The sequence below is a fragment of the Planctomycetia bacterium genome (assembly GCA_015075745.1).
Lineage (GTDB): Bacteria > Planctomycetota > Phycisphaerae > UBA1845 > UTPLA1 > UTPLA1.
This window is the reverse complement of record JABTTW010000002.1, coordinates 1,148,460-1,173,555: the sequence shown is the minus strand read 5'-3', so window position 1 is coordinate 1,173,555 and position 25,096 is coordinate 1,148,460. Positions and strand designations below refer to the sequence as shown.

Annotated in this window: 15 protein-coding genes and 1 pseudogene; all 16 read left to right on the top strand. The window is 61.5% G+C overall.

Annotated elements, in window-relative coordinates; genetic code table 11:
* The coding region (locus HS101_18390) for a hypothetical protein (GenBank protein MBE7508235.1) at nucleotides 1-159 on the top strand (159 nt) is incomplete at its 5' end.
* Between the two features lie 260 nt (nucleotides 160-419).
* Nucleotides 420-1,445, top strand: a complete 1,026-nt coding sequence (locus HS101_18385) for a DUF932 domain-containing protein (protein ID MBE7508234.1) — start codon at nucleotides 420-422, stop codon at nucleotides 1,443-1,445.
* Nucleotides 1,446-1,700: 255 nt separating this feature from the next.
* Nucleotides 1,701-3,224, top strand: coding sequence for a hypothetical protein (locus HS101_18380; protein ID MBE7508233.1), 1,524 nt, complete (start codon nucleotides 1,701-1,703; stop codon nucleotides 3,222-3,224).
* Between the two features lie 122 nt (nucleotides 3,225-3,346).
* Entirely contained in the window at nucleotides 3,347-4,378 is a 1,032-nt protein-coding gene (locus HS101_18375) for an IS630 family transposase (GenBank protein ID MBE7508232.1), read from the top strand.
* A gap of 140 nt (nucleotides 4,379-4,518) precedes the next feature.
* Nucleotides 4,519-4,794: a hypothetical protein gene (locus HS101_18370; protein MBE7508231.1), complete on the top strand. Its 276-nt coding sequence runs from the start codon at nucleotides 4,519-4,521 to the stop codon at nucleotides 4,792-4,794.
* 317 nt (nucleotides 4,795-5,111) lie between these two features.
* Nucleotides 5,112-6,899 carry a ParB/RepB/Spo0J family partition protein gene (locus HS101_18365; GenBank protein ID MBE7508230.1) on the top strand — a complete coding sequence of 596 codons (1,788 nt, stop codon included), beginning with the start codon at nucleotides 5,112-5,114 and terminating at the stop codon, nucleotides 6,897-6,899.
* Nucleotides 6,900-7,139: 240 nt separating this feature from the next.
* The gene (locus HS101_18360) at nucleotides 7,140-7,427 is read left to right on the top strand and encodes a hypothetical protein (GenBank protein MBE7508229.1); all 288 of its coding nucleotides are present in this window, start codon (nucleotides 7,140-7,142) and stop codon (nucleotides 7,425-7,427) included.
* A gap of 295 nt (nucleotides 7,428-7,722) precedes the next feature.
* Nucleotides 7,723-9,126 carry an ATP-dependent helicase gene (locus HS101_18355; protein MBE7508228.1) on the top strand — a complete coding sequence of 468 codons (1,404 nt, stop codon included), beginning with the start codon at nucleotides 7,723-7,725 and terminating at the stop codon, nucleotides 9,124-9,126.
* Between the two features lie 1,723 nt (nucleotides 9,127-10,849).
* A pseudogene (locus tag HS101_18350) lies at nucleotides 10,850-11,688 on the top strand (IS5 family transposase).
* 211 nt (nucleotides 11,689-11,899) lie between these two features.
* A complete protein-coding gene (locus HS101_18345) occupies nucleotides 11,900-13,918 on the top strand; it encodes a DEAD/DEAH box helicase family protein (GenBank protein MBE7508227.1) in 2,019 nt (672 codons plus the stop codon).
* Between the two features lie 347 nt (nucleotides 13,919-14,265).
* Nucleotides 14,266-15,855: a TIGR04141 family sporadically distributed protein gene (locus HS101_18340; GenBank protein ID MBE7508226.1), complete on the top strand. Its 1,590-nt coding sequence runs from the start codon at nucleotides 14,266-14,268 to the stop codon at nucleotides 15,853-15,855.
* 186 nt (nucleotides 15,856-16,041) lie between these two features.
* The gene (locus HS101_18335; GenBank protein ID MBE7508225.1) at nucleotides 16,042-17,028 is read left to right on the top strand and encodes a tyrosine-type recombinase/integrase; all 987 of its coding nucleotides are present in this window, start codon (nucleotides 16,042-16,044) and stop codon (nucleotides 17,026-17,028) included.
* A gap of 39 nt (nucleotides 17,029-17,067) precedes the next feature.
* Nucleotides 17,068-17,445: a hypothetical protein gene (locus HS101_18330; protein ID MBE7508224.1), complete on the top strand. Its 378-nt coding sequence runs from the start codon at nucleotides 17,068-17,070 to the stop codon at nucleotides 17,443-17,445.
* Between the two features lie 99 nt (nucleotides 17,446-17,544).
* The gene (locus HS101_18325) at nucleotides 17,545-20,355 is read left to right on the top strand and encodes a DUF499 domain-containing protein (protein ID MBE7508223.1); all 2,811 of its coding nucleotides are present in this window, start codon (nucleotides 17,545-17,547) and stop codon (nucleotides 20,353-20,355) included.
* Nucleotides 20,352-21,314: a hypothetical protein gene (locus HS101_18320; GenBank protein ID MBE7508222.1), complete on the top strand. Its 963-nt coding sequence runs from the start codon at nucleotides 20,352-20,354 to the stop codon at nucleotides 21,312-21,314. Before HS101_18325 ends, HS101_18320 begins: the two co-directional genes overlap by 4 nt.
* Before the next feature lie 18 nt (nucleotides 21,315-21,332).
* Nucleotides 21,333-25,088 (top strand): DUF1156 domain-containing protein, encoded by a 3,756-nt coding sequence (locus tag HS101_18315; protein ID MBE7508221.1) that lies wholly within the window; start codon nucleotides 21,333-21,335, stop codon nucleotides 25,086-25,088.
* The last annotated feature ends 8 nt before the right edge of the window (nucleotides 25,089-25,096 follow it).

Sequence of the window (25,096 nt, the reverse complement as noted above, 5' to 3'; positions counted from 1 at the left end):
GGTGTGCGGCACAACGTGCAGCTTCGCCGGCTCTACAAGGACGGCGACAACTGGGCGCAGTCCGATTCGTTCGGCCGCGACGACCTTCCGTTGGTCGCCAAGGTCACCGACATGGCCCACACGTGGATCTTCGAGCACTCGCAGGACAAGCAGTCCTGACCGCTCACGCGAGAGGTTGGTTCCGGGCACCGCCCGGCGGCACGCCATCCTCTCATCGTTCATTTGCGGCGACTCCACTTCGATTCGGCGCCGTTGGCGCCGGGGCGCCGTGGAAGCGCTCTGTTCCTTTCAATCGATACGCGGGCAGAAGATCACACGACCGCTCTCGTCGGCCAGGAATTGATTTCCGGCGGCCGAGGCCGGTGGTGCATTTGCAGGCCTGTTCCAGGTCAACCCTGTTTTTTGAAAGGACCCAAACCATGCAGAATCTCACGCGTGCTCATGACGAGCTGTACTTGCGCGGCCCCGACGAGCGGTTCGACACGCTCTCCGATCTCTGGCGGCATTGCCAGGAGGAGAAGGAGCGCTCGGTGGACCGCTGGCACCCGCCGCAGGCCATCAAGGTCGAGCCGGCCGGCAGCCGCTGCCGGGTCGTGCTCGGCGAGGACGGAAATTTCAACATGAACGAGTGGAGCTTCTCGCAGCTCTGCCGACTGGCCGGCGTGAACAAGGACACGCTCAATCGCGTGTCCGCGGCCACCGCCAGTCAGATTTTCTTCGAGACCTTGCCGCCGGACGGCAAGCCGCTCCAGGCGCTCACGGTCGAGGACACCGTGCGTGCCATTCACGGCGCCGCCTACACACGGCTGTACAACTGCGACTTGCTGTCGATGGTCCGCGAGTTCGCGACGGATTTTCAGCCGCCGCAGACCGCGGCCACGGGCGGCACCGGGCTGTACTGCGGCGAGCAGGACATGTTCGTGTTTCTGATCGACCCGGCCGGTTGGACGGAAATCGACGGCGAGGCCTTCGCCCCCGGCTTTTTCCTGTGGAACAGCGAGGTCGGCCGCCGCTCGGTCGGCGTGCAGACCTTTTGGTTCCAGGCGGTCTGCGCCAACCACATCGTGTGGGACGCGGTCGAGATCGTCGAGTTCACCCGCAAGCATACGGCCAACGTGCATGAGTGCTTCGGGCAGATCCGCGAGATCATCGGACGGCTGGTCGAGAAGCGCGACCAGCGCCGCGACGGTTTCGTCGCCACGATTCGCAAGGCGATGGAAACCACGCTGGGGCGCAGCGCCGACGACGTGCTCAAGGTGCTGGCCAAGCAGGGCATCCCACGCGCCGCCGCCAAGGAAGCCGTGGAGATCGCCGCTCAGCGCGGCCGGTTTACCATCTTCTGCGTCGTCGATGCGCTCACGCGGCTGGCGGGCAAGATCAAGCACGCCGGCGACCGCACCGAAGCCGACGAACGGGCCAGCGCGTTGCTGGCCCTCGCGGCGTGAACCCGAGTTCATCAAAGGTTTCTTCATAGGCCCATGCACCACCGGGCCTCATTCTCACGTCCCGCTCGTCGACGCCTATCATTAGTGGGCCGCAAGCAGACCCCCGTCAATTTTCCGCTCGCTGGACAGTTCCACCGTCGCCTTCGATAATCTAAACCCATCCTAGCACCCCACGACCGGGTTGCGGGCGTTGGTTGGCTTACTGCTGAAGCAGCCGGTGTCGGTCGTGGATCCAGGACAGGCAAGGAGAGGCGATTGGCGCGAGATGATTCTCAGCTGCAAAGGGCTCGGCGGCATGACTGGCTCTGGCCAACCATCGCCGATGCTGTTGACACTTATATTCGCAGAAGGGCGTCAGGTGCGCAAGGGTACGAGCGAGTCTGGCGCCTCATTCATATCTGGGAATCCGTAGAGATTACGCTTGCTGCTGTCGGCATCACCCGCTTGGCTTGCGAGGCCAACAAGCCCGGCGTTGATGGTCGGCTCATCGCCGAGCTTCGCAGGTGTCGAGAGCTTTGTTACGGCCAGTCTTGGGATCCAGAGGAACGCGATTTCAAGGGCCAACAGGGTGCGTTTGACGGGAGCATTGACCGCTGGATCGACATACTCTGGCGCTTGGCCCGTCTTGAGTCTCCCCCAGGAGAGTACCTACCAAAACTGAAACTATTCCTAAACGCCGAACAAATCAGTTTGGGTCCCTTCCTTGAGGCGTGGCGGAACGCCTGCGACGTCCCAGTGAAGATTGAGGGAGCCCGTGTAGCCGTTAGGGAGTGTATTCGACAGGTCAACACTTTTCGAAATAGATATGCCCATGTTCCGTTTCCGCCACCGCCAATTGACGAAATTGCGTCTGCTCTGGAAGATGTAACCGATCAGCTTTTTGGCGCAAAGTGTGAGGACAATGGCCCCGAGCCGTGGAACACGCGAGGTGTTTTGACAGGTGCAATGCTCGAAGGTGGTAGATTTCTGCGAGGATGTGGTCTTTCGTCATTCGCGCCTCCCGACGGAATTACGGTCACCGAGCCTGTGTTTCTTTTTACCTACGACCAGAAGGGGAAAGAACACGAACATTGGCGGTCGGTGCCGTTTGCACATTTGGATGCGTCCATGAACGGCTATATTCTCACACGACTTAAGAACGTAGACTTGGGTACATGGGAATACACTCGGTTCAAAGCAGAAAAGAGTCCCGTTGTCACTGTGGATAACGCGATTTGGATTAGAGAGTTCCAGCCGCCTCATCCTTCGGAGTACCCCAAGCCCGAGACGCCTTCGCTGAAGGAAGCGCCCACCTCTGCGGTACCTGTGCCGCCGACTGAACAACAGGCTAAGAAAGTGGAGTCGTTCTCGGACGCCATTGATGCGATGCGTCATGACGATTTCGATGGCGCAATCGAGTTTTTTGAATCGTTGGTCAAGGTCAAGCCCAAATATCACATCGGCTGGTTGAAGCTCGGAGTCGCGCGCCGTGAGAAGGCTGTACGGCTTCCGGACGAGTCCCGTCAGGAAACGATGTCCCTATTGGAAAAGTCAATCGAGTCCCTTTCAAAAGCCGCCGAGCATGTTGACCCTGAGTATAAGGCCTCTGCCGCCTACGAAAGATCGAAGGCACGTTTTCGACTCAGTCGGATGAATGCGGACCCAACGCTTATCACAGAGGCACTTAGAGACGCATCGGCGGCTGCCCGTATGTCATCCGACGAGCGATACTTCACGTGGGTGGATTACTTGGAGCGGGTACCAAGTCCTCAGACTGAGGCGACCTCCTTGTCATCGTGATTTCAGCAGCGTCTTTGAATCGACGATCTGGCCTCGGTTTCTTCCGGCTAGGGAGGTGAAGCCCCATTACTAATAAGTAAATAGATATTGACACACAACTGGCGAGGCGCTAAGATGGGGACATGAAGAGAGCAATTGACTGCCGGAAGCTGGATCGATCGACCCAGGAACATGTGAGGAAGCTGGCGATTCAGCGTATTCAGGCGGGCGAATCGGCGACTGCCGTGGCCCGGTCGCTGGGGTTCTACCGAACGAACGTCTATCGCTGGCTGCGGTCATACCGGCGTGGAGGCGATGCGGCGCTGAATCGGCGCAAGGCGCCGGGTGCGAAGCCGAAGCTGACCGAAGGGCAGAAACGCAAGGTGCGTCAATGGATCGTCGGCAAAGATCCCCGTCAGTATGGTTTCGACTTCGGGCTGTGGACCCGCAAGATCGTGGGCGCGCTGATCTTCGAGCGGTTCGGCATAAGCTATACACTGCCGGCGGTGGGACGATTGTTGGCGCAACTGGAGATTACGCCGCAGAAGCCGCTGCGTCGGGCCTATCAGCGGGATGAGGAGGCGGTTCGGCGGTGGAAGGAACAGACGTATCCACAACTGCGGAGACGATCAAAAAGGCGGGGTGCGGACATATTTTTTCTGGACGAGGCGGGTTTTCAGTCGGACAGCCCCCTGGGTCGGACCTATGGACTGAAGGGTCGTACGCCGATCGTGAAGACCTCCGGCAAGCGTCAGCGCGTGAATGCCATCAGCGCGGTGAATGCGCGCGGCGCGTTCTGGTACAAAACCTATGGCGGCAAGTTGAACAGCGGCGTATTCATTCACTTCCTGAAGGACTTCCTGCGCGGCCGCGCCCGACCGGTGCTGCTGGTCGTGGATGGCCTGCCGGCGCACAAGGCCAAGGGCGTGTCGGCGCATGTGCAATCCCTGGAGGGACGACTGGAACTGCATTTCCTTCCGCCGTATGCCCCGGACCTGAATCCCGACGAGTTCGTGTGGAACCACGCGAAACAGAACGGCGTGTCGAAGCGCCCCTTGCGGGCGAACGAATCATTGGTCGCCCGGGTCAATGCCGACCTCGAGAACATCAAACGACGCAAGTCACTCGTGCGGTCGTTCTTCAAAGCGGAGAGTGTGTCATATACAACTTACTGAGTAGTAAGTGGCCCCTCTGTGGCCGCTGGCGGACATTAAGGCGGACGTATCGTTGTTCGAGTCGCGTTTCTTGAGCACCCTCGTCCCTACCTTTTGCATGGTGTACTCCCGCTCCTGTTGGCTGTCGTCGGGGTTCGTTCGTGGCATCGCTTGCGCTGGGAACGAATCCGTGGCAGGCTGGCGGAATGGATCGACTCCACGTCATTTATCCCCCCAATCCCGAGACTGCCCAGTATCAGGCGGCATGTCGCGAGAACGTTGAGTTCGTTCTGGAGATGCTGGAGGCGATGCGCATCGAGGCTGAGCTGGTCGGTGACGGCAACGCCGCTCGCTTCTGGGCGGGCGCCATCAACGTGATCGCCGCCTTTGGCCCGCAACTCAGGATGCCCAGCGGCATCCACACAACCCTCCGCTAAGGAAACCTGCACCGCATTGCACGCACCCTTAGACTCCAAGCGTGGGGCCTTCCATTAGTTCGTGATTCGTGGCACGCTGTCCCTGCCCATCTTTAACATTCCTGCAGCGGTAGAAGCCGTGACGTCGCAGTGTCACGCGGACCATGCCCGCGAGGCGCTGCCATGTCGTACGTAGAAAGGTTCTAAATCCACTGCGACCGGCGCGGTTTCTGCCCGCGTCACCCTCCGTCAGCGCTCGCTTTCCCCATCGTCATGCGCAACCGCCCGGCCGCGTTGGCCGGGCGTGATGTTCCATTGTCCTGATCAGGAGAACTATCATGGCTACCGTGAAGAAGAAGGAGCGCGCCGCACCGGCGCGCCGTATCACCATGCTTCCGCTGGACCGGCTTGTGCCGTCCAGCGAGAACGGCCGCCGGCCGGTGAGCAACAACTCGCTGAAATCGCTGGCCCGCAGCATCAAGCGGAACGGAGTGCTGCAACCGATTCTGGTTCGGGTGCATCCCAAACAACCCGACACGTGGGAGATTCGGGCCGGGTTCCGGCGTTGGCGCGCCGCCAAGCTGGCCGGCTTGGAGACCATCCCGGCCATCGTCGGCAAGCTCGACGATGAGACGGCATTGGCTGTCACCATCACCGAGAACTTGCAACGCGAGAATCTCCACCCGCTGGAGGAGGCCGCTGTCATTCAGAAGGCCTTCGACCACGGCTTCGACGTGGAGGCTGTGGCCGCGCGGCTCGGCAAGAATGCCCAGTTCGTAGCCCGGCGGGCGTCACTGACGCGACTCACCGAAGCGTGGCGGAAGGCCGTGATGTCGCCGGATTCGCAGGCGAGCCGGTTGTCACCGGCCCACCTGGAACTGCTGGCCCGACTGCCCGAGGAGACGCAGGACGCGCTCGCCCAGGATGACTTCTACCCGGTGTTCGGGCGCGGGTTCCCCGGCGTGGACGACCTTCGGCGCATCATCGACGACGATCTGCACACGCTTGCCGCCATGCCGTGGTCGCCGAACGATGAGACTCTGGACGCGAAAGCGGGTGCTTGCAGTAACTGCCCGAAGCGCTCCGGGGCGCATCCGCTCCTGTTTGACACGGAGGAAGTTTTCAGCAACGGCAAGCTCGCGAAGGACGACCGCTGCCTCGATCCCGCGTGCTTCGAGCGCAAGCAGGTGGCCCATGTGCAGCGCTGCGAGGCCGAACTTCGCGGCTCCCATCCCGAATTGGCATTGGTCCAGGTCGGCGGCGGGTCGTCGAGCCAGGCGATGCACGAGGCCTTCGGTGACCGCGTTCACCGCGTCTACGCGCCGCGGTTCGTCAAGGCTGGCAACCCCAACGCCGTTCCTGCTATGCAGGTCGATGGACCCAAGGCTGGAAAGCTGGTGTACATCGACTCAGGTGATCCGCAGGCGTCGAGCCGCAAGAACGGTCGCAGCAAGGACGAGCCGCAAGCAGAGAAGAAGCCCATGACGCTGGACGAGCGCCGCGCTCGCCATCAGAAGCGCCGCCAGGCGTTCGTCGTCAAGCAAGTCGAGACGCAGCTTCGCAACTTGACCGTCGAGGATGTGTCGCGAGCGCTTGCCGACGGGGCTTCCGCCGACCCCTCTGATTCGGCCAAGCTGGAGATCGTGTCGCTACTGTTGTCGTTCGGAACATCCGGCCGTGCGGATCGCATGTACCACGAAGACCCGTGGGACCGCTACGACCGTTTGCGCGCTGGAGCAACCGACGAGCGCACTGCGGCAGCGCTGCATGACGTAGTGCAGATTTGGATTCGACGGCTGACGATGCACGACAGCAACCGCGTGGGGTTCCAGGCGTTCGAGGCTCGACGTATGTGCGAAATTCTCGGCATCAACCACGCCGAGATCGAGGCCGAAGCCGTGCGCACGCTGCCTCAGCCCAAGAGTTGGGGCCTTCCCCCGGAGGAGGAGCCATCGCGCGAACTGCCCGCTGAGTCTCCCATTGCCGCAGCGGACGCGAATCCAGCGTCGGCGGAATGCGATGAGGGTGAAACCGACAAGCACCCGGCACGCGGGAAGGTTGCTCGAACGAAGCGACCTCACCGCGACAAGTCGCGCCGTAATCGCAAGCGGGTTCGCGCGGCGTAACACCAAGAGGCACTCAGCGGCGGATGGCGCCGCTGAGTGCTCACTTTTCACACTCCGGTTCACATTCGGTTTGAATCGCGTACGACAGGGAGCCTCGCCAGCCTCCGGCCGTTGGGCCGACCGCGTGACTGCGGGCGAGCAGCCGCCACGACAATCAGACGGCACGTTCGCGGGAAATGCCGCCATAACGGGGTACCGGGTGGAATGCTTCGGTCCTCGCGCACGGATTAGAGGTGCGTTATGGCCAAGTCGGGAAACAAGCCGGTCCACGAGGTCCGGTACCGCAACGTCAAGGCCGCAATCTGGCTGAACCAGACGGCCAAGGGCACCATGCACAACGTCACGGTCTGCCGTTCCTACCGGGACGGCGAGACCTGGAAGAACGCGCACTCGTTCGGCCCCGCGGACCTGCTACCGCTGGCCAAGGCGCTGAACGAGGCGCATTCGTGGATTCACGAGCAGATGGCAGCAGCTCGAAATTCGTCGTCGCGTGGCGACGAGGGCCGCACGACAGGTTTGAAACGCTGAGCGTTGCCGCGAAGGCCGAGCATCCACCCGGCCCCTATGCCGGATCGGCCGCTCCACTCCTCTACCTCCACGCGACAGTCCAACGGACGCTGGGGCACGTGCCTTTTCAGCCGGGATATGGCATGTTCGCCACACGCGCACGAACGAGCCGACCGGCTCAGCGCGCGGCCGCGCTTCGCGCCAAACCGCTCTTTCTCCTCCCTCATCGTTCGGGCAGTCGAGCCTTGCGTTCGGGGCGTGCATCGCCGCGACGGCAAGGCAGACCGAAGACTCGGTTTTTGATGGAGGTTCTGTGATGACCAATGCAGATTTGATGAATGGCCTGAACGACAGGCAGCGCCAGGCCGTCGATGCGCCAAATGGACCGTTGCTCGTGCTCGCGGGCGCCGGCACAGGAAAAACCCGTGTGATCACCGCCCGTATCGCCCGTCTCATTCGCGATGGGCTGGCTGCGGAGCGGATTCTCGCGCTCACGTTTACCCGCAAGGCCGCCAACGAAATGCGGCAGCGCGTGAGGTCGCTGCTCGGCTCTCGTGCCCACGGCTTGACCGTATGCACGTTTCACGCGCTCGGGCTTCGCATCATGCAGGAGCACCACCGTGTCGCCGGCGAAGGCGGCGCGCTCCGTGTCCTTGCTGACTGCGAACAGCGGCAGCTCATTGGTGACGCACTCCGTGAAGGCGGCTCTGGCGACGACGTGGAACGTGTGGTTGCCGCAATCTCGCGTGCCAAGAATCATGGCGTCGGCCCCGATGAGTTTCGCCGAATGGCGGCGAACGACTTCCAGCAGGCGGTCGCAGCCGCCTATTCGAGATACCAAACCACGCTTGCAAGCGCCACTCTGATCGAAGTTGACGACATGATTCTCCGCCCCGTCGAGCTGCTCGAAAGCGCCGCCGACGTGCGCTCGCGATACCAACGCCGCTGGAAGTGCGTCTTGATCGACGAGTACCAGGACACGAACGAGGGGCAGGATCGACTGGCGTCCTCAATTCTCGGCCACGGATGCAATGTTTGCGTCGTCGGCGACGACGACCAGTCGATTTACAGCTTTCGCGGCGCCGACGTAGAACGCATCCGCAATTTCTCCGAGCGCTACCCGGGCGTGCGCGCCGTCACGCTGGAATCCAACTACCGTTCCCGCACACCAATCGTCGCCCTCGCGAACGCGGTGATCTCAAAGGCTGCGAAGCGCTGGCCCAAGCGGCTGTCAGCGGAGTCTGGCCCCGGCGCGACCGTGGAATGGACGATACTGGCCGACGAGAAGGAGGAGTTGCGATTCGTGGTTGAGCAGGCTCGCGCTTGTTCGGCATCGGTGAACTGGTCGGCGATTGCGGTGCTCGTCCGGAGCCACAAGCTCGTTGCGGCGTTCCTGCGCGAGTTTCGACAACACGGTATACCGTGCGCGACAGGCGCGGCGCACACCGACGGCGTCGCCGTCATGACGTTGCATCAATCGAAGGGGCTCGAATTCCCGGTTGTATTCCTGCCTGCGTTGGAGGACGGCATTCTTCCGCACGGCAGCGCCGAGGGCGACCCAGAAGCCATCGAAGAAGAGCGGCGTCTTTGCTACGTAGGCATTACGCGCGCCCGCGAGCGGCTGTTCATCACATCGGTGGAGCGCCGCAACGAGCGACCCGCACCCCGCAGCCCGTTTCTGAGCGACGTGCCCGTAGGAGATTTCTTCGTGGTTCGGTAATGATCCGTCGTGCGGTTGCCGGCAAGGTTCGTCTTCGGGGCCTTGCCCCCGCTTCAACCGTTAAGCGCAAGGGAAAGAAGTCCGGCCGTCTCGGGATGACATCGGCCGGGCTAGCACTGGCTCGCCAGAAAGCCCAGCAAGGTGGCGTACGCGAGAACGTAATGGCGTTCGTGCGCGAAGAGTGCTGCCAGGAGTAGCAGGGCGTAGGCGGCGGCGCCTGGATAACCAATAAGCAGCAGCGCGCCAAAAACAAGGGGAGCCGGTGACATACGTAGCGGCCTACCATATTCGGGTGGCAATGTCACGCCTGAGATCTAGGGATTGCCCGGCATGAAACAGGGCGCAAAAAAAGACGCCTCGGTTATTACACCGAGGCGCGGAAGGTAAGAAGAAGTGAGTGCTAGACTTTTCCTAGCCGACGAAAACCCCTACTAAGGATTTGGTACGCTTCGTTGTCTGGAGTGACAATCACGTCGCCAACCGAAGTTGAGCGACATGGATGCACTTTTGCCCAGACACCGAGATTCAGCGACCAGTCCTGGTCGATGTGATTCGTCAGCCCGATAGCCCGCTCCAAATTGTATGTGTCCACCTCAGCTACTAGCTGGAAAGCGTCGGGGACTTCCGCACACGGAATCTCCGGCCACTGAAAAGATGGATTGACAACGTGGAACACTCGGGTCATTCTTCTGTTTGTTTGTCGTTGTTTCATATTCCTCCATTAAGGATGCATTTGCTTCACACACCAGCAGGTTTCCCTGCTGGTGAGCACAACAATGCTCCGTCGAGGCTATGAACGACGACAAACGCACCTTCCTTCACCGGATGATTATTTAAGCTCCCTCACCGGCCTTGGGAGCATGCAAACCCCACGAGGGGGTTAAGCGCTCAGCAGCACGCGATGCACTTGAGAAAGAGCACGACGCCCGGACATGCCCCACGTCGCCGGGCCGTCCTGCGCCGCGCATTGTACCTGGGGCGATCCTGCGATTGAAGCCCGTTCTGGGAGCGGCTACGACCCGGCCGAAGCGGGCCCGGCGACCTCGCTGCTGCCGGTCCTTCCGGCACGTGCCCGACGGCCGCGACTAGCAACCGGCAGGCCGTCGAACTCGCAGCAGCCGTGCCTCCGCCCTCCGCCTGCGGGGAAAACGCAGATGAACCGGATTTTTCAGCGTGCCGAGCGGTGCCTTCGCGGCGAAGTACATGCGCAGCGGTCCCCGCCACCCGACACCGCGTCGTTTGGGGGCACACCCGGCCACAACCTTGCCTTAACGGGGTACCGGGTGGTTCGCTCGGGCCGCAGCGTACGGTTTGAAGGTGCGTTTGGCCAAATCGGGAAACAGGCAGGTTCACGAGGTCCGGTACCGCAAGGTCAAAGCCGCGATCTGGTTGAACCAGACGGCCAAGGGGACCATGCACAACGTGACGGGCTGCCGCTCAACGCGCACTCGTTCGGCCCCGCGGACCTGCTCCCGCTGGCCAAGGCATTGAACGAGGCGCATTCCTGGATTCACGAGCAGATGGCTGCGGCTCGGAACTCGTCGTCGCGTGGCGACGAGGGTCGCAGGACAGGATCAAAACACTGAGCGTTGCCGCGAAGGCCGAGCATCCACCCGGCCACTTTCGTGCCTAGGCTGTGTCTGACGGATGAAGTACGGCGCGAGTTAGGCATTGCGCGTTGAGCGGCGAGTGCGCATGATGGGGTCGTGTCAGGGAGGACACGATGGCACGCTACGAACTCAGCGATGCGCAGTGGGATTTGCTGAAGGGCCTGTTCCCGCGTCAGGGACGCGGCGGACGCTGGCTGGATCATCGCACGGTGCTCAACGGCATGCTCTGGATTCTGCGCAGCGGCGCGCCGTGGCGTGACTTGCCGGCCCGCTATGGCAAATGGCAGAGCGTGCATCATCGCTTCACCCGCTGGCGGCGGGACGGCACCTTCGACCGCGTGCTCAAGGCGCTGCAGATCCGGCTCGACCAGAACGGCCTGATCGACTGGGATCTGTGGCTGGTGGACGGCACCAGCATCCGCGCCGCGCGGGCCGCGGCCGGCGCGCCGAAAAAAAGCACCCGGGCGACCGGCTCGAATCCGACGACCACGACCTGGGCCGCAGCCGCGGCGGATGGGGATCCAAACTCCACCTGGTTACTGACGGCCACGGCCTTATCCTCGCGGCCACGCTCACCGCGGGCCAAACGCACGAATCGACGCAGCTGAACCGGCTGTTGCAGGCCGTGCGTCGGCCGCGGCGGATCGGCTGGCCACGCCAGTTGGCGGGCGACAAAGGCTACAGCTACGACTCGCTGCGGCAGTTCCTGCACGCGTGCCGGATCGAGCCGGTGATCGCCCGCCGCAGCAACCAGCCGCGGCCGCGTGGCGAGCGGTTTGACCTGCGCACCTACCGCAAGCGCTGCCGCATCGAACAGGCCGTCGGCTGGCTGAAGGAATGCCGCCGCCTCGGCACCCGCTTCGAAAAGCTCGGTCAGGCCTTCCTGGCCTTCGTCAAACTCGGCATCATGCTGCGTTACTTGCGTAAACTCGCTCCGTCAGACACAGCCTAGGCACGCCACGAATTCGGATTGTTCGGCGGCGATTCGGCCGGCGCTCGGCAGGGCGACTACCGAACGTCTGCCAAGCTTGCAGGTGAGATGGGACCGCCACGCCCGACGCCTGTCACACCCTGCCATCGGCATCCCTTTAAAGACGTCCTATAACTCACGGTATCTACTCGGCATATTGACACCGCCTGATGTCATTTGCTATCGTATCGTAATGAGCGATGCATGGATCGGCACGGATGAGGCGGCGGAATACCTTGGGCTCGGAAAGACGAAGCTCTATGAGCTTACACGGGATGGTAGGATTCCAGCCAAGCAGGTCGGCAAAAAGTGGATGTATGAGCGGGAGGAGCTTGCTGCTTGGATGCGAAGCAGTCGACGCCTTGAGGACTACTTCAAAGACACTGCGGCGAACATTGAAACCAACAGCAATCTCCGCGACCCGCAGCGGGACGCCTATGCCCAGGCGGTGAGCTTTTTCGAGGGCGGCGGAAAAAAGGCGCTCATTCAGCTTCCCGTAGGGTGCGGCAAGACCGGACTGGCCGCGATCCTTCCCTTTGGGATTGCGGCGGGGCGCGTTCTGATCATCGCGCCTAACCTGACAATCAAGGACGAACTCTACAAAGCGCTCGACATAACGAACAGGCAGAAGTGCTTCTGGCGTCGCATGGGCGTCCTGGCGGATGCGGACATGAAAAGCGGGCCGTACGTGTGTACGCTCGACAGCGGTAACCTATCGGTCTGCGAAAAATCTCATATTGTCATTACCAACATTCAACAGCTTGGTACCAATATTGATAAGTGGCTGACGCGGTTTTCGGAGAGCTTCTTCGACTTGATCATCGTCGATGAGGCGCATCACGGCGCAGCAGCGAGTTGGAAAAGAGTATTCGAGAAGTTCCCGAACGCGAAGGTCGCGAATCTCACTGCAACGCCCTTTCGAAGCGATCGGCAAGAACTCGATGGCGACTTGATATTCCGCTATCCGTTCAAAAGCGCAAGCATCAAGGGCTACATCAAGAAACTTAAGGCGAGCTACGTGGCTCCGACCGAGCTCACGTTCACTCTAAATGGGGAGGAGCGGACGTACACGCTGGACGAAGTGCTGAAGATGAAGGAAGAGGAGTGGTTCAGCCGGGGCGTGGCCCTTTCCAATCCCTGCAATGTCTCGATTGTTGACAACAGCCTTCAAAAGTTGGAACAGCTTAGACAAACGGGAACCAAGCATCAGCTCATTGCAGTCGCTTGTTCGATCAATCATGCTCAGCAGATTCGGTCGCTATACAAGGAGCGGGGCTACGAGGCGGCCATTATCCATAGCAAGCAAGAGGAGGATGAGCAAAACGCCGTGATGCGCGACCTCTTCAACGGGACTCTCGATTGTATTGTCCAGGTGCAAATGCTCGGCGAGGGCTTCGATCATCCGAAGCTTAGCGTTGCCGCAATCTTTCGACCTTTCCGAACGCTTGCCCCGTACATCCAGTTCGTCGGGCGCATTCTCCGTGTTGTGGTTCAGGGAGACCCAACACATCCGGACAACTATGGTCACATTGTGACCCATGTCGGAATGAATTTGGACGAGCAGCTGAAGCGATTCAAAGAGTTTGAGAACGATGACCAGAAATTCTGGGAAGACGTCACCGGAGGCAAAGAGCCCGAGCCGCCGCGCGCCGTAGTTGAGGGAGAGGCGCGCATGAAGCTTCGTGAGGACATGGTGGTCCAAAGCGAAATCGTGGATCGCGTATTCGAGGAGGACTTCTCGACAGCGGAGGATACAGACATCCAGCAAGATCTGGAAAAGAAGTTGGACGCCCTCGGTCTTGATTCCACCCTCGCTCGCCAGATTGTCGAAAAGAGCCGCGAAGGGAAGCGCACGCTAAGCAGTGTGGCCGCCGCTGAGCCGTTCAGTGTGATTCCTGCAAAACAGTGGGAAGAGGCGAAAAGGCGGCTGAACGAAGAAGCGAAGCGCACAGCGAAGCTCGTTCTGAATCGAACAGAGCTGAGGCCGGAAGGAGTTGAGCTTCCATACAAGCTCAAGCCAGGGATTGGGGCAAGGAATAACTTCATCGCGGCGTTCCAAATGGTGAACGAGGCGCTAGCTAAGAAAGTGGGGGGCGGTAAGAAAAGAGCTGAGTGGTCGGCGGAGGAGTTTGCGACCGCCATGCAGCTTCTGCCGGATGTGCTGAATGGATTAGTCCGAGAGGTTAAGAGGGCACAAAATGCCGAAGGGTAAGACACCGTCATTGATTGGGTCATCTCTTGGCAGACCGGTGAAGGCAACAGCCGGCAAGAAGTGTGCGTGCAGCCGCTGCGGCGCAGACATTGTCAAGGGCAATGACTGTTATGACGTGCCACAGCCGCAGAAACCACATTCTACAACCCGCCGGTTTTGTCGAGATTGCTTCGGGAATGTACTTGAGCAGACAAGAGCGGACCTTGGCGAATTGGAGACGCTGCTTTAGTAGCGATGGATCAATACTTGACGCAAAAATGCAAAGAACAATTCGGTCGCTGCTGCGCGGACGAGTAAGTATTGCAGTATTGCTGATGTCGAAGATGTGGGCTGGGCTCGGAGCGGTCATGCCAGCGAAACAAACCAAACCCTTGGAATACGTGAGCCTGTATCTGCTCAAAGTCGAGGCGAAGAAGCCAGAATCCGCTCTCGCTGCCGGGAAACACGCCAAGAAGCTTGTGGCTGACACGGCAGTCCTTCCTGGCGGACAACTTCATTACCTCGCGCCGCCGCCCAATCCTGTAGGCTGGCGATCATTCTTGCTTCCCGGCTTTGGCTCCAACCTGCCTGATTTCAAATCGAAGCATGTCTCGGCCGTGCTCTTCTTTCCGCGCAACGGTCGAATCTTTGCGGCGACGTTCGGGTACGGCCGCTCGTTGCTAGCGGAGGGGAAACTTGAGCCGGACTTTGGCCTTCGAACGGCGCTTCAGCTTTGCGATCCGGAGACTTTGAACGCCGTTGATTATCGAACAATCGAGGAACGAACTCGGATTGGCCGTGTTCAGTTAAGCGACCGGGCTTCGGTGGACGCCTTCCGAATGGACTTGGACACCGACCTGCTCCGAGGCATGGAAGCTCGTTCCCGCGACCCGAAAGTCTGCGAACGGATCGCCGCGAGATGGGCAAGCCTCACCGTCGGGGCACGAGTGACTATCAAAGACCTCCCGGCACTTGCAGCGGCGCTTCTCAAGGCATACACGACCAAGAAGCTTCCCCGACAATTCGCATGGATTGATAATGTGCAACGCATCACCGATCCGAGCACACTCGTAGCCCTTGATAGCGAGCTGGAGGCCCGACTTGACGGCAATAATCACACGGGGATACGCCTCGCCATCCCCGAGATAATTGCAGACTCGGCCGACATGGATGCAAAGTTGTTTCAACCGACCGGAAACGACTTTGATAGCTCGGTGCAAACGTACCTAGATGCTCGCGAGCGCAGGGTGAGCAGCACGTTATTAGCTGCCAAGAACAGCCACAAAATTGTCTTGGTCGATCCGTCTTCCGGCCAACAGCGAGCGGCTTTCCCGGTCTATCGCTGCCTCGTGGCAGAGGTTACGTACCAGGGCCAATTGTATCTCCTGGCCGACGGTGAATGGTTTTCATTGAACGAGGATTTCGTTAAACAAACGAACCGAGCCGTTAACCGAATTCCGATTCTGAAGCACAAACTACCCGCGTGGATACCCAACGAGCGTGAAGACAAATGGAATCTGCGGGCGTGTAAGCAGTGGACTGATGCAGCCTGTCTTGACAAAGCGAACATTCCGTACGGCGGTTCGCAGAGCAGAATCGAACCCGCAGATTTCCTCACGCGGAGCCGAATTCTCGCTCACGTCAAGCGGCGCGACAAGAACAGCAGCGGGTTAAGCCACATGTTTTCTCAAGGAGCCGTCTCGGCGCAGTTGATACGGCAGGAGCGAACGTTCCGTAAGACCCTTGCGGCCAAACTGCCATCAAGCCACTCGGCGGCTGCCGCCGAGCTCCGACGCGTGACATTCGATCCTACTCGATGGACCGTTGCCTACGTCGTATTGGGTGCCGACGCAACGAAGCCAGCGCAGGACCTGCCATTCTTCAGCAAGGTCAACTTGATGAAACACGCTGATCGCCTGAAGCTCATGGACTTTCGCGTTGGAATAATTGGTATCTAATTGTTGATAATCATCCGCGGCCACGAAACGCGAAGACGACGGTGGCCAGAACCATCCCAGGAAGCTCACGTCCCGGCTGCGCCGCAACTTGCGCGTCAGGTCTATCGGGATATCGGGATGCTTGCCGCGAGGCGAGATGCCGTGGTAATCTCGTGCATGATAAACTGGATTATCACGTAGAGGAGCATGCCCGGAAAGACCGCCGATTCGACCACCAATTCGCTCGCAAAACGTCAGGCGCGGACGCCGGCCACGACGACCATCGAAGCCCTTGCGGCCGTTCCGGAGGAGGCCGTTTGGCTCGCCAAGCAGAAGTCGCCCAGAACCCGCCGCGCCTACAGGGCCGACGTGCAGCACTTCATGCGTTTCTGCGGAATCGCCGCACCCCAGCAGCTTCGTCAGGTTGACCACCGGGCCGTGATCGCCTGGGAGCGCTACATGCGCGAGACCGAAGGTGCGGAGGCCTCGACCGTCCGGTGCCGGCTGGCAGCCCTGTCGTCGTTGTTCAAGCACCTCGTCGAGCACGGCCAGACCGACCGGAATCCCGTTGCGGCTGTCCGCCGACCTGCCATCAACCGCGATGAGGGCTCCACGCTAGCATTTTCAAAGGCCCAAGCCCGCAAGCTGCTCGACGCCCCGCCCGCCGACACCGTGGCCGGACTGCGGGACCGGGCGATCATTTCAGTGGGACTTCAAGCCGGGCTGCGCCGCGCGGAGATTGCCCGGCTTCGAGTCGGCGACCAGCACCAGAACCGCGGCTTCGATTCGCTCCGCGTCATTCGCAAGGGCGCCAGGAAGGACGCCTTCGCGATCCACCCGCAAACGGCCCAGCGAATCCGGGAATATCTCGCCGCCGCCGGGCATGCCGACGATTTCGAGGGTCCGCTCTTTCGCCCGCTCCGCCATAACGGCCGCTCACGGACAGCCCGGCGGCACATGGCCCCTGACGCCATCGACCGCGTGCTCCGCAAGCACGCTGCCCGGCTCGGCCTAACCCGCGGCTACTCCGCCCACTCCATGCGGGCGACGTTCATCACGACGGCCCTCGAAAACGGCGCTAGTCTGGAGCAGGTCCAAAAGGCCGTCGGCCATCGCGACCCATCCACGACGAAGCTCTACGACCGCCGCGGGTACAATCCCGAGAAATCAGCCGCGTTCTTTGCCAGCTACTGACGGCGCGCCATAATGGCGTCACGGAATCGAGGCGTCGCCATGACCACGCTGGCCCAGAAGCTCCATCCCGACCGGTTCACCGAGATGTCGCCGTTCATGGCGGCCATCGTCGGCTACGTTCTTGGGGAGTCGTTGACCGACCCGGCCATCGCCGAAATCACCGTGAGCGAGACCGAAGACCTGGTGTACGTCCGCAAGGCCGGCGGCGCCGGCTTTGACGGGCTTCAAAGCTTGACCGACTTGCGGCACAACTGGAACCGCCTGCTGGATGCCGCCGGATTGACTCCCGAAGAGCGCCGCGAAGCCATACGGCTTTTCTCGTCGCGCGTGGCGATCGTGCCGGGAACCCGGGTCCAGTTTCGAACCGTTCGCAAGAAGGGCAGCCCCCGCCCGAAGCTGTCCCGGGCCGGGTTATGAGCCTGTACTCAGGCTCGCTGGCGCGTACAATTCCGGTTCTAGCAGGTATTTGCGCTACTCAGCGGCTCCGTTTCGGCGCTGTGCGGGAGACTGCCCTGAATGCTCGGACTTCAGCTACGAGATGAATTCCTCGGCACCAACACGCCGGGCACGGCGATCTCCCTTCGCCGAAACGACAACATGGGCGCGGCGCAACAGCCTGCCGACCGCATCCTCGAAATTACTTACCCCACCGGCGACGTTCAAATGGCGCTTCGCGCGCTCAGCGTCGCCAGGCCGCAAAAACCCATCGCTTTGCTTGGCGACCGGGGCCGCGGCAAGTCGCACATCATGGCCGTCATGCACCACGCGACGATGTCGCCCGATGTCGTCCAGCAGTGGGCTCGGAGTTGGGGGAATCGGCTCGGTAGCCAGGCGCTGGCTAATCTGGACCTTCAAACCGGCTATTTCGCAATCTCGGAGGCGGTTCACAACCACGAATACCCGTTCCTCTGGGACCTCATCTTCGACCGGCATCCCCACGGCCAGCGCTTTCGCGGCCGCTTCGAGCAGAGCGGCAGCAACGTTCCTTCGCGTTCGCTTCTGGAGGAGATGTTCCGCACGCAGCCCGTGGTGCTCATCCTCGACGAGTTTCAGAAGTGGTTCGACGGCTTGCCTGAAGTCGGCCGTGACGGTTCGCGACAGCGCGAGATGGCCTCCAATTTCGTCCAGAACTTGTCGGAGCTTTCGCGCGAACGCCCGGAACTCGTTTTGCTCGCGATCTCCGTCCTGAACAACACGACGGAGGCCTTTCAGCAGGTCCACCGGGACACGCCGGTGGTCGTGAATTTTTTGGGGCCGACAGCCAAGCAGGACCGACAGCTTCTCTTGCTGCATCGCCTGTTCAGGAACCGCGACAACATCGCCCGTGCGCAGGTGGACCAGCTCGTTGCCGCCTATGCGGGCGAACGATACCGGCTGCGCTTCTCGCACTTGCCAGTGTCGGAGCGGAACCGCATCGCAGAGGAAGTCGTCGCCCTTTGGCCCTTCTCACCCGAACTCGTGAACCTGCTTGAGGACCACATCCTGATGGCTCAGGCAGCCCAGGAAACGCGCGACCTGATCCGCATTCTGGCCGCTGCCTACCGTGAGCGCGGCGATGCCGTCCCGCTGCTAACGGCGGCCGACTTCTTCGTAGATACGGACACGCACGGGGTGCAAGCTCTGCTCGAATCCATCGCCGCACACGGCGCGCAAAGCGACCTGCTCGAAATCGCTCAGCGAAACCTCGACGGCATCAAGGCATCGGGCGTCGCCACGGCGCACAGCCGTGAGATCATCAGCGCGCTGTGGTTGCGCTCCATGACGCCGGGCCGAGAAGCGGGCGGTACGAAAGAAGACTTGCATCTCGACGTGACGCGGGACGCGCCCATCGACGACAACGCCTTCCTCGACGAACTGCTCAAGACGAAGGACAACAGCGTAAACATCCACGGCTCGGACAATCTGCAGGGCCGAATCTGGTTCGGACGTGAGGAAAACGCCAAGACGAAAGTTCGTTCGACCGCACGCAACGATCGCCTATGGGCGGCGTCGGGCACGCCCGGTGCAACGACCAGTTATCCCGGCAAAGACCTGGAGCACATCCGCAAGACGCTGCGCTACATCCTGGAGCCGGAGAACCGACAATCCGTGTCCAAGGTCGTCGTGCTCGGCCCCAACTGGGAGCACGACCCTTGGAGCGATATCGACGAAGCCGACCGGCCAGCAACTTGGAACCAACCCATTCTCTTGGTGGTTCCGGCTCCGCTCGACGAGCCGGCCGGTGCGGTCGAGAAAGTGCTTGGAACATGGCTTGCGACGAAGGTGCAATCCAAGCGCAACACCGTGCGGTTCCTTCTGCCCGCGACCGGCAGGAAGAACCTGTACCAGGACAGCGATCTTTCCTTCATCGCGCGCTGTGCCTACCTCACCTCACAGGCATGGAAGGATGATCCGCACTATCGCGGCTTGAAGGACGAATTCGAGCGCCCGCTACGCGACAACCTGCGGACGCGCTTTGACCGCTTCGCCATCCTGACCCGCTGGAATTTTCGCCAGCCCGAGCAGTGCCGATTCGACGTGGAACGCATCGACGTTGAACTCGTTCGCCAGAAGGGCGCGATCCCGGTCGCCATCGATGAGCAGATCAAGCGCGACCTGTTCGATGCGACGGAGTTTCAAACGCTCGTCGTCGAGTCCGCCCGCAACGGCGATGACGTGAGCCGGCTGATTGACGGATTGCGGGAGCCGCCACCATCCGCAGAGAAGAGCGCGATCCCGTTTCTCGGCGACCGCGACACGTGCGAGGAAGTCTGCAAAGTCGCGGCGAAGGGCAAGGTGGTCTTCAACGTTGCGGGCACATGGGTCGCGCGGCTGCCGGACCACGCAGACGACGACGAGGCATTGCGCTACATCCGGCCGAAGGCGTTTCGCGGCACACAGGAGATGCGGCAGGTGCAGCTCGCCTTGCCCGCCGCAGCCGGCACCGGCGCCGTATCCGGCCCGACCCCCACGCAGCCGACCCCGCAACCGACCCCCGGCACCCTGTTCCCGCCAGAGCCAACGACAACGGGAGGTACCCAGCAGCCCGGCGGCGGCACACCACCACCGACCACACCGGGTACGGGTACGGCGCCGCCAATCACGCCCATTCCGCCCGTGATTCCCGCCGAGGTGCGATCAACCAACGGCGCCACAACCGTCGTCAACTTGATCGGCAGCTTCGAGCAATGGGGCGTGCCGGCCGATGCGTCGCTCGACATGACCAAGATCGAATTCGAGGGTCTCTCCGTTCAACAGGCCAAGGCAATTCTTCAGCGGCTTCCGTCCCACGTTCGGGCAAAGCTCGAAGTGACGTTCCGGCCCAACGGCGGGGGTGAAAGCGCATGAGGCCGTGGGAGGACATCATTCTCGGAAATCTCGCCGCCCGCGATGCGTGGACGGAGTTGTTCGCATCGCTCTGCGAGATCGCTAGAACGACCGCTTCCCCGCTTGAGCTGCACAACAAGACGATTCCCCCCGATCGACTCCTCGCCGAGGCCGGGTGGGATCTGTGGCAGGCGTATCCCGGCGCCGCGCCGCGATCATCCGAAGCACTCCGCGAATGGTGGCCGACGGTGATCGCATCCGGCCGGGCCGTCCTGATCCTCGATGCGTTCTCGCTGCGCGAAATGTTCGTTCTGCTCGCCGCGGCGGAGCAGCGGCAAATCGTGCCGACGCAAATCCGCGTCACCGGTTCAGAGGTTCCTTCCGACACGGACAACTTCGCCGCCGCGATGGGTGCTCAGTCCCGCGCCCGTTTGGCGACTGGTTCCGCGCCCGCCGGTTTTGCTCTCGCTTCCGATGACCTGGCCGTGGACGTGCTCAATCATCCCTTTGATGATTCCGTCTCCGCGATTCGCCCGCGTCGCGACCTGTTCGTGTGGCACACGTGGCTCGACGACATTCTCCACGTTCACGAACGCTCGCCCGACCAGGTCAACTCGGTCGCCCGGCAAACAATTCAAGGCCCCGGCTTCTGGCGATTCATCGATGCCCTGCGCCAAGGCCGCCGGTTGATCATCACGTCAGATCACGGCTATGCGCTCGCCCGGAGCTTTGCGACGAATGAAACCGACGAGGAGGTCGTCACCGCGCTGCGCGACACATTCAGCGCATCACGCTGCAAGCCTGCATCGGCCGCGTGGAACCAGCACCTCATGCCGCCTGTCGTATTCACGCATGGCGGCCACCACGTCGTGATGGGCCAGCGGAAGTGGAAGGTCCAGGGCGGCTATCCGTACTTGTGCCACGGTGGGATGAGCCTGCTCGAAGTGGCGGTTCCGTTCGTCGAGCTTCCAGCGCTGTAATGGGGAAACGTCGCGACCATGGCAAAATCGAAATTCGACAGCGCGAATCAGCCTCTTTTGATCGACGTGGAGCCGGACAACCTGCTCAACATGGATGCGCGCGCGGCAGAGGCGGCGTCCGGCAGCCCCGCTAACGGCGGCCGTAAGAACAAGAAGAACGGTGCCAACGGCTTCGAGCCGCCGAATCTCGCCAAGGCCATCCGCCTGCCCGTCCCCGGCTTCTCCGACCCGAAGCGTCGCAAGACGTGCCTTGAAGTCGATTTCCCCATCGCGCCGATCAACGCGCTGTCGAAGCTGGAGGGAAACGCCGGCAAGCCCATCTATCAAATGTCAAAGTGGTGGGCCCGCCGTCGCTCCAGCATTTTCCGGGCGATGCTGATCGCGGCGGGCACCGAAGCGCCCGACAATCCCGAGGAGGCGGCTAAGCTCGTCTGGGACCACTACTACTGCAACCATCAGAAGGCCGGAAGCTTCAAGAAGCTCCGCGTGCTCGATCCTTTCATGGGCGGCGGCACGACGCTGGTCGAAGGCAGCCGGCTCGGTTTCAAGGTCACCGGTGTCGATTTGAACCCCGTCGCTTGGTTCATCGTCAAGAACGAACTGGCGTGCAGCGACCCGGCCCAAGTCAAGGCGTTCTTCGACGAGATCGAAGCCGAGGTCAAGCCGCAGATTCAGCCCTTCTATACGACGACCTGCCCGCGCGGTCACAAGGGCCGCTGGATCGACGTGCGCACCGACCGGCCCGCGCCCGCGAATCTCGACCCGATCAACCTCGCATCGGGGGAGCGCACGCACTTTCGCTGGGAAGGCCCGGAAGTCATCTATACGTTCTGGGCCAAGCATGGCCCGTGCGCCGGCAGCCAGGGCCAGCCGTGCGGCCATCGTACGCCGATCTTCCGCTCGCCGGTGATCGCCGAGAAGAAGCTCACGGCCCACTACGTGCCGATCGACTGCCCCGCGTGCGGATATCAGTTCCACGCCGAACTTGGCGAGACGCGCATGGCCCCCGGTGCGGAGCGCGTCATCGTCGAGAGCGAGACGCCGTTCACCGAAGTGACGCAGTCGTTCGCCCAGGAGTTGAAGGATTACCCCAAGGGCGCGTCGCTGGAAAGGCGGCAGCGCGTGGAGCGCCTGCTAGCGGCCATCGACGCCGAGCCGGGCTTTTCGTGCCCGCACTGCCAGGCGTTCGCGGGAGAAGAAGTGAAGCGCGTGCTCACCCGGCACGCCAAGCCGAGCACGCGCGTCGGCGACATCAAGAAGAAGGACTTCGGGATCGAATCGAAGCACGTCTACATGTACCTGCTGATCGACCCGAAGTGGTTCGAGGGTGCGCCGGAGAAGGACGCCGAAGGTCGGGAGTACGGCGGCTGGGCCGGCGCTGAACCCGAGGCGACCGCCCGTTGGTGGCAAAAGCGCCTGGAGGGGCTGAATCTCATCGAAGTGCGCGGCCGCGTGAAACTCGCCGAGGATGCAACCGCCGATGACGAACCGGAAGAGGAGGCGCCCGACGAAGCGGCAGACGTGGAGGGCGGAGAAGAAGTAGGTGAAGCCGAGACCGACCGCAAGAAGTTTGGCCCGCCAGCGCGAATCACACTCCGGGACGGCCGAGCCGTCGATACCCGCAAGGGAACCGTGCCGGGCAAATCTCAGTTTCGCTGCGATGCCGACGGCATTGAACAGGACATCCTGACCGCAGTCGGGAAGACGGGACATACACCGCCAGTGGTACCATACACGCTTCAGTGCCACTGCCCCGCCTGCGATGAAGCCGGCTTCAACTACGGCGGACGATTCTTCAAACGCGCGGATGATCACGATTTCCACCGACTCAATGTGGCAGAGCGAGAATGGCAGAACCGAAAAGACGCGGATTTATCGGGGTTCTGGCCGACGAGCGAGTGCTGGGATGCGTACATGATGCGCGCCAATGGCGGTGTGAATCGCGGATGGGGTTACTCACACTGGTGGAAGATGTTCAATCCACGCCAGTTGATCGTGCATACTAAGTTGCTTTCCGCGATTAAAGGCGGAATTTCTCGCTATTCACTGGACACGTGTGAGCAAGCGCTCGGTGCGTTTCAACAGTACCTCCGAATGATGTGTATGTTCTCTTTCTGGCACCAATCGTTCGATAAACTTGCGCCATCACTCTCAAACGCTAATTACCATCCTAAGCAGCTCGTCGTTGAAACCAACGTCTATGGCAAGATCGGATACGGCAAATGGACCTCGTGTACGACGACGACGCTCGATGCGCTCGCTTGGTGCGCTACGCCGTGGGAGCTTGCGAAGCTAGCGGACGGCGAGAAGAGCAAGAGTGCTAAGGTTCTCGCAGAAGACCCGGTTCGCCCAGAAGGAACGGTCGTATCGGGAAGCTCCACTTCCCTCCGCTCCGTGGGTCAGATCGAGAATATTGACCTCGCGATCACTGATCCTCCCTTCGGCAACAACCTGTTCTACGGTGATTTGGCCGATTTCTTCTACGTTTGGATGCGGTTGCCGCTGCTGAGATGGTACGAGGGCATGCCCGAGCGTGCCTACTTCGAGCCCGAACGGAGTCCGAGAGCGATCGAGGCCGTGCAAAACTCCGTGGAGCACCCCGACGACCGGGAGCTGTGGGAGCAGGAGTCGCTCATCGAAGAACGATGGCTCTCAACAATCCGGCAGAACTCCGGCGATGATAGTCTCCAAGTCGGCGAGGGCAATCCGCTTTACCGGCGCGAACCGGCGTCACAGTTCTACTGCGATACGTTGACGGCCTGTTGGGCCGAAACCGGCCGCGTGCTGAAACCCGGCGGCATCATGGCTTTTACGTTCCATCACAGCGCTGATGCGCCGTGGGTGGACGTACTCGAAGCCCTCTTTAATGCTGGCTTCATTCTCGAAGCGACATATCCGATTCGCAGTGACGAGACGAAAGGCGCGACCGCCGCATTCGGTTCTAAGAAAATTGAATACGACATCATCCACGTCTGCCGCAAGCGGCTGGAGAAGCCCGAGCCGGTAGCTTGGGCCAAGATGCGCCGCTGGGTGAAGGACGAAGCGGCCCGCTACAAGGTCCTGCTGGAGCACGTTCACGGCCGGGCGCTCAACGCCGCCGACGTGCGCGTCATCCTGATCGGCAAGTCGCTGGAGTTCTACAGCCAGCACTACGGACAGGTGTTCACCGGCGAGGGTCAAGTGCTCCAGGTCCGCGAAGCGCTGCTGGGCATCAATCAGCTACTCGACGACCTGCTCGCCGCCGAGCCAGGCGCCCGGCAGCGACCGCCGGAATGCGAGCCGGCATCGCGACTGTATCTAAGCCTGTTCCAGGACCGCGACGAGATGAGCCGCGACGAATTGAGCAAGACACTGCGCGGCACGGGCGTCGAGCCGAACGACCTGCAAGCCCGGGGCTGGGCGCGGATCGTCGGCACGAAGGTGCATGCCGTGCCGCTGGATGAGCGGATGACGTACTTCACGCAGCGTGGCCGGACACGCAAGGCGGCGCTCAAGACCGACCTCGACCAGGCCCATTTCCTGATCGGCGCGGCCAGGTCGGGCAGCGGATTGAACATCGACCGCGAACTGGACAACTGGGCCGGCAGTCTGAAACGCTCCACCGACGCGATTCTGAAGTGGTATGCCGACACGGCCGGCGAGGCGGACACGAAAGACGCCGCGAGCCGGGCGATTCGATTGGTCGATGCGTGGCGCAGCAAGCCGCGCAAGGTCGAAACGGAGCAGATGACGTTGTTCTCGATGCTGGAGCAGGAAGCGCTGAGTGACGGGTGATTGGTGGA

Excerpts from the sequence above, each read along its gene's own strand:
- HS101_18385 (MBE7508234.1), top strand. The coding sequence starts at position 420 with ATGCAGAATCTCACGCGTGCTCATGACGAGCTGTACTTGCGCGGCCCC.
- HS101_18375 (MBE7508232.1), top strand. The coding sequence starts at position 3,347 with ATGAAGAGAGCAATTGACTGCCGGAAGCTGGATCGATCGACCCAGGAA.
- HS101_18365 (MBE7508230.1), top strand. The coding sequence starts at position 5,112 with ATGGCTACCGTGAAGAAGAAGGAGCGCGCCGCACCGGCGCGCCGTATC.
- HS101_18360 (MBE7508229.1), top strand. The coding sequence starts at position 7,140 with ATGGCCAAGTCGGGAAACAAGCCGGTCCACGAGGTCCGGTACCGCAAC.
- HS101_18355 (MBE7508228.1), top strand. The coding sequence starts at position 7,723 with ATGACCAATGCAGATTTGATGAATGGCCTGAACGACAGGCAGCGCCAG.
- HS101_18345 (MBE7508227.1), top strand. The coding sequence starts at position 11,900 with ATGAGCGATGCATGGATCGGCACGGATGAGGCGGCGGAATACCTTGGG.
- HS101_18340 (MBE7508226.1), top strand. The coding sequence starts at position 14,266 with ATGCCAGCGAAACAAACCAAACCCTTGGAATACGTGAGCCTGTATCTG.
- HS101_18335 (MBE7508225.1), top strand. The coding sequence starts at position 16,042 with ATGCCCGGAAAGACCGCCGATTCGACCACCAATTCGCTCGCAAAACGT.
- HS101_18330 (MBE7508224.1), top strand. The coding sequence starts at position 17,068 with ATGACCACGCTGGCCCAGAAGCTCCATCCCGACCGGTTCACCGAGATG.
- HS101_18325 (MBE7508223.1), top strand. The coding sequence starts at position 17,545 with ATGCTCGGACTTCAGCTACGAGATGAATTCCTCGGCACCAACACGCCG.
- HS101_18320 (MBE7508222.1), top strand. The coding sequence starts at position 20,352 with ATGAGGCCGTGGGAGGACATCATTCTCGGAAATCTCGCCGCCCGCGAT.
- HS101_18315 (MBE7508221.1), top strand. The coding sequence starts at position 21,333 with ATGGCAAAATCGAAATTCGACAGCGCGAATCAGCCTCTTTTGATCGAC.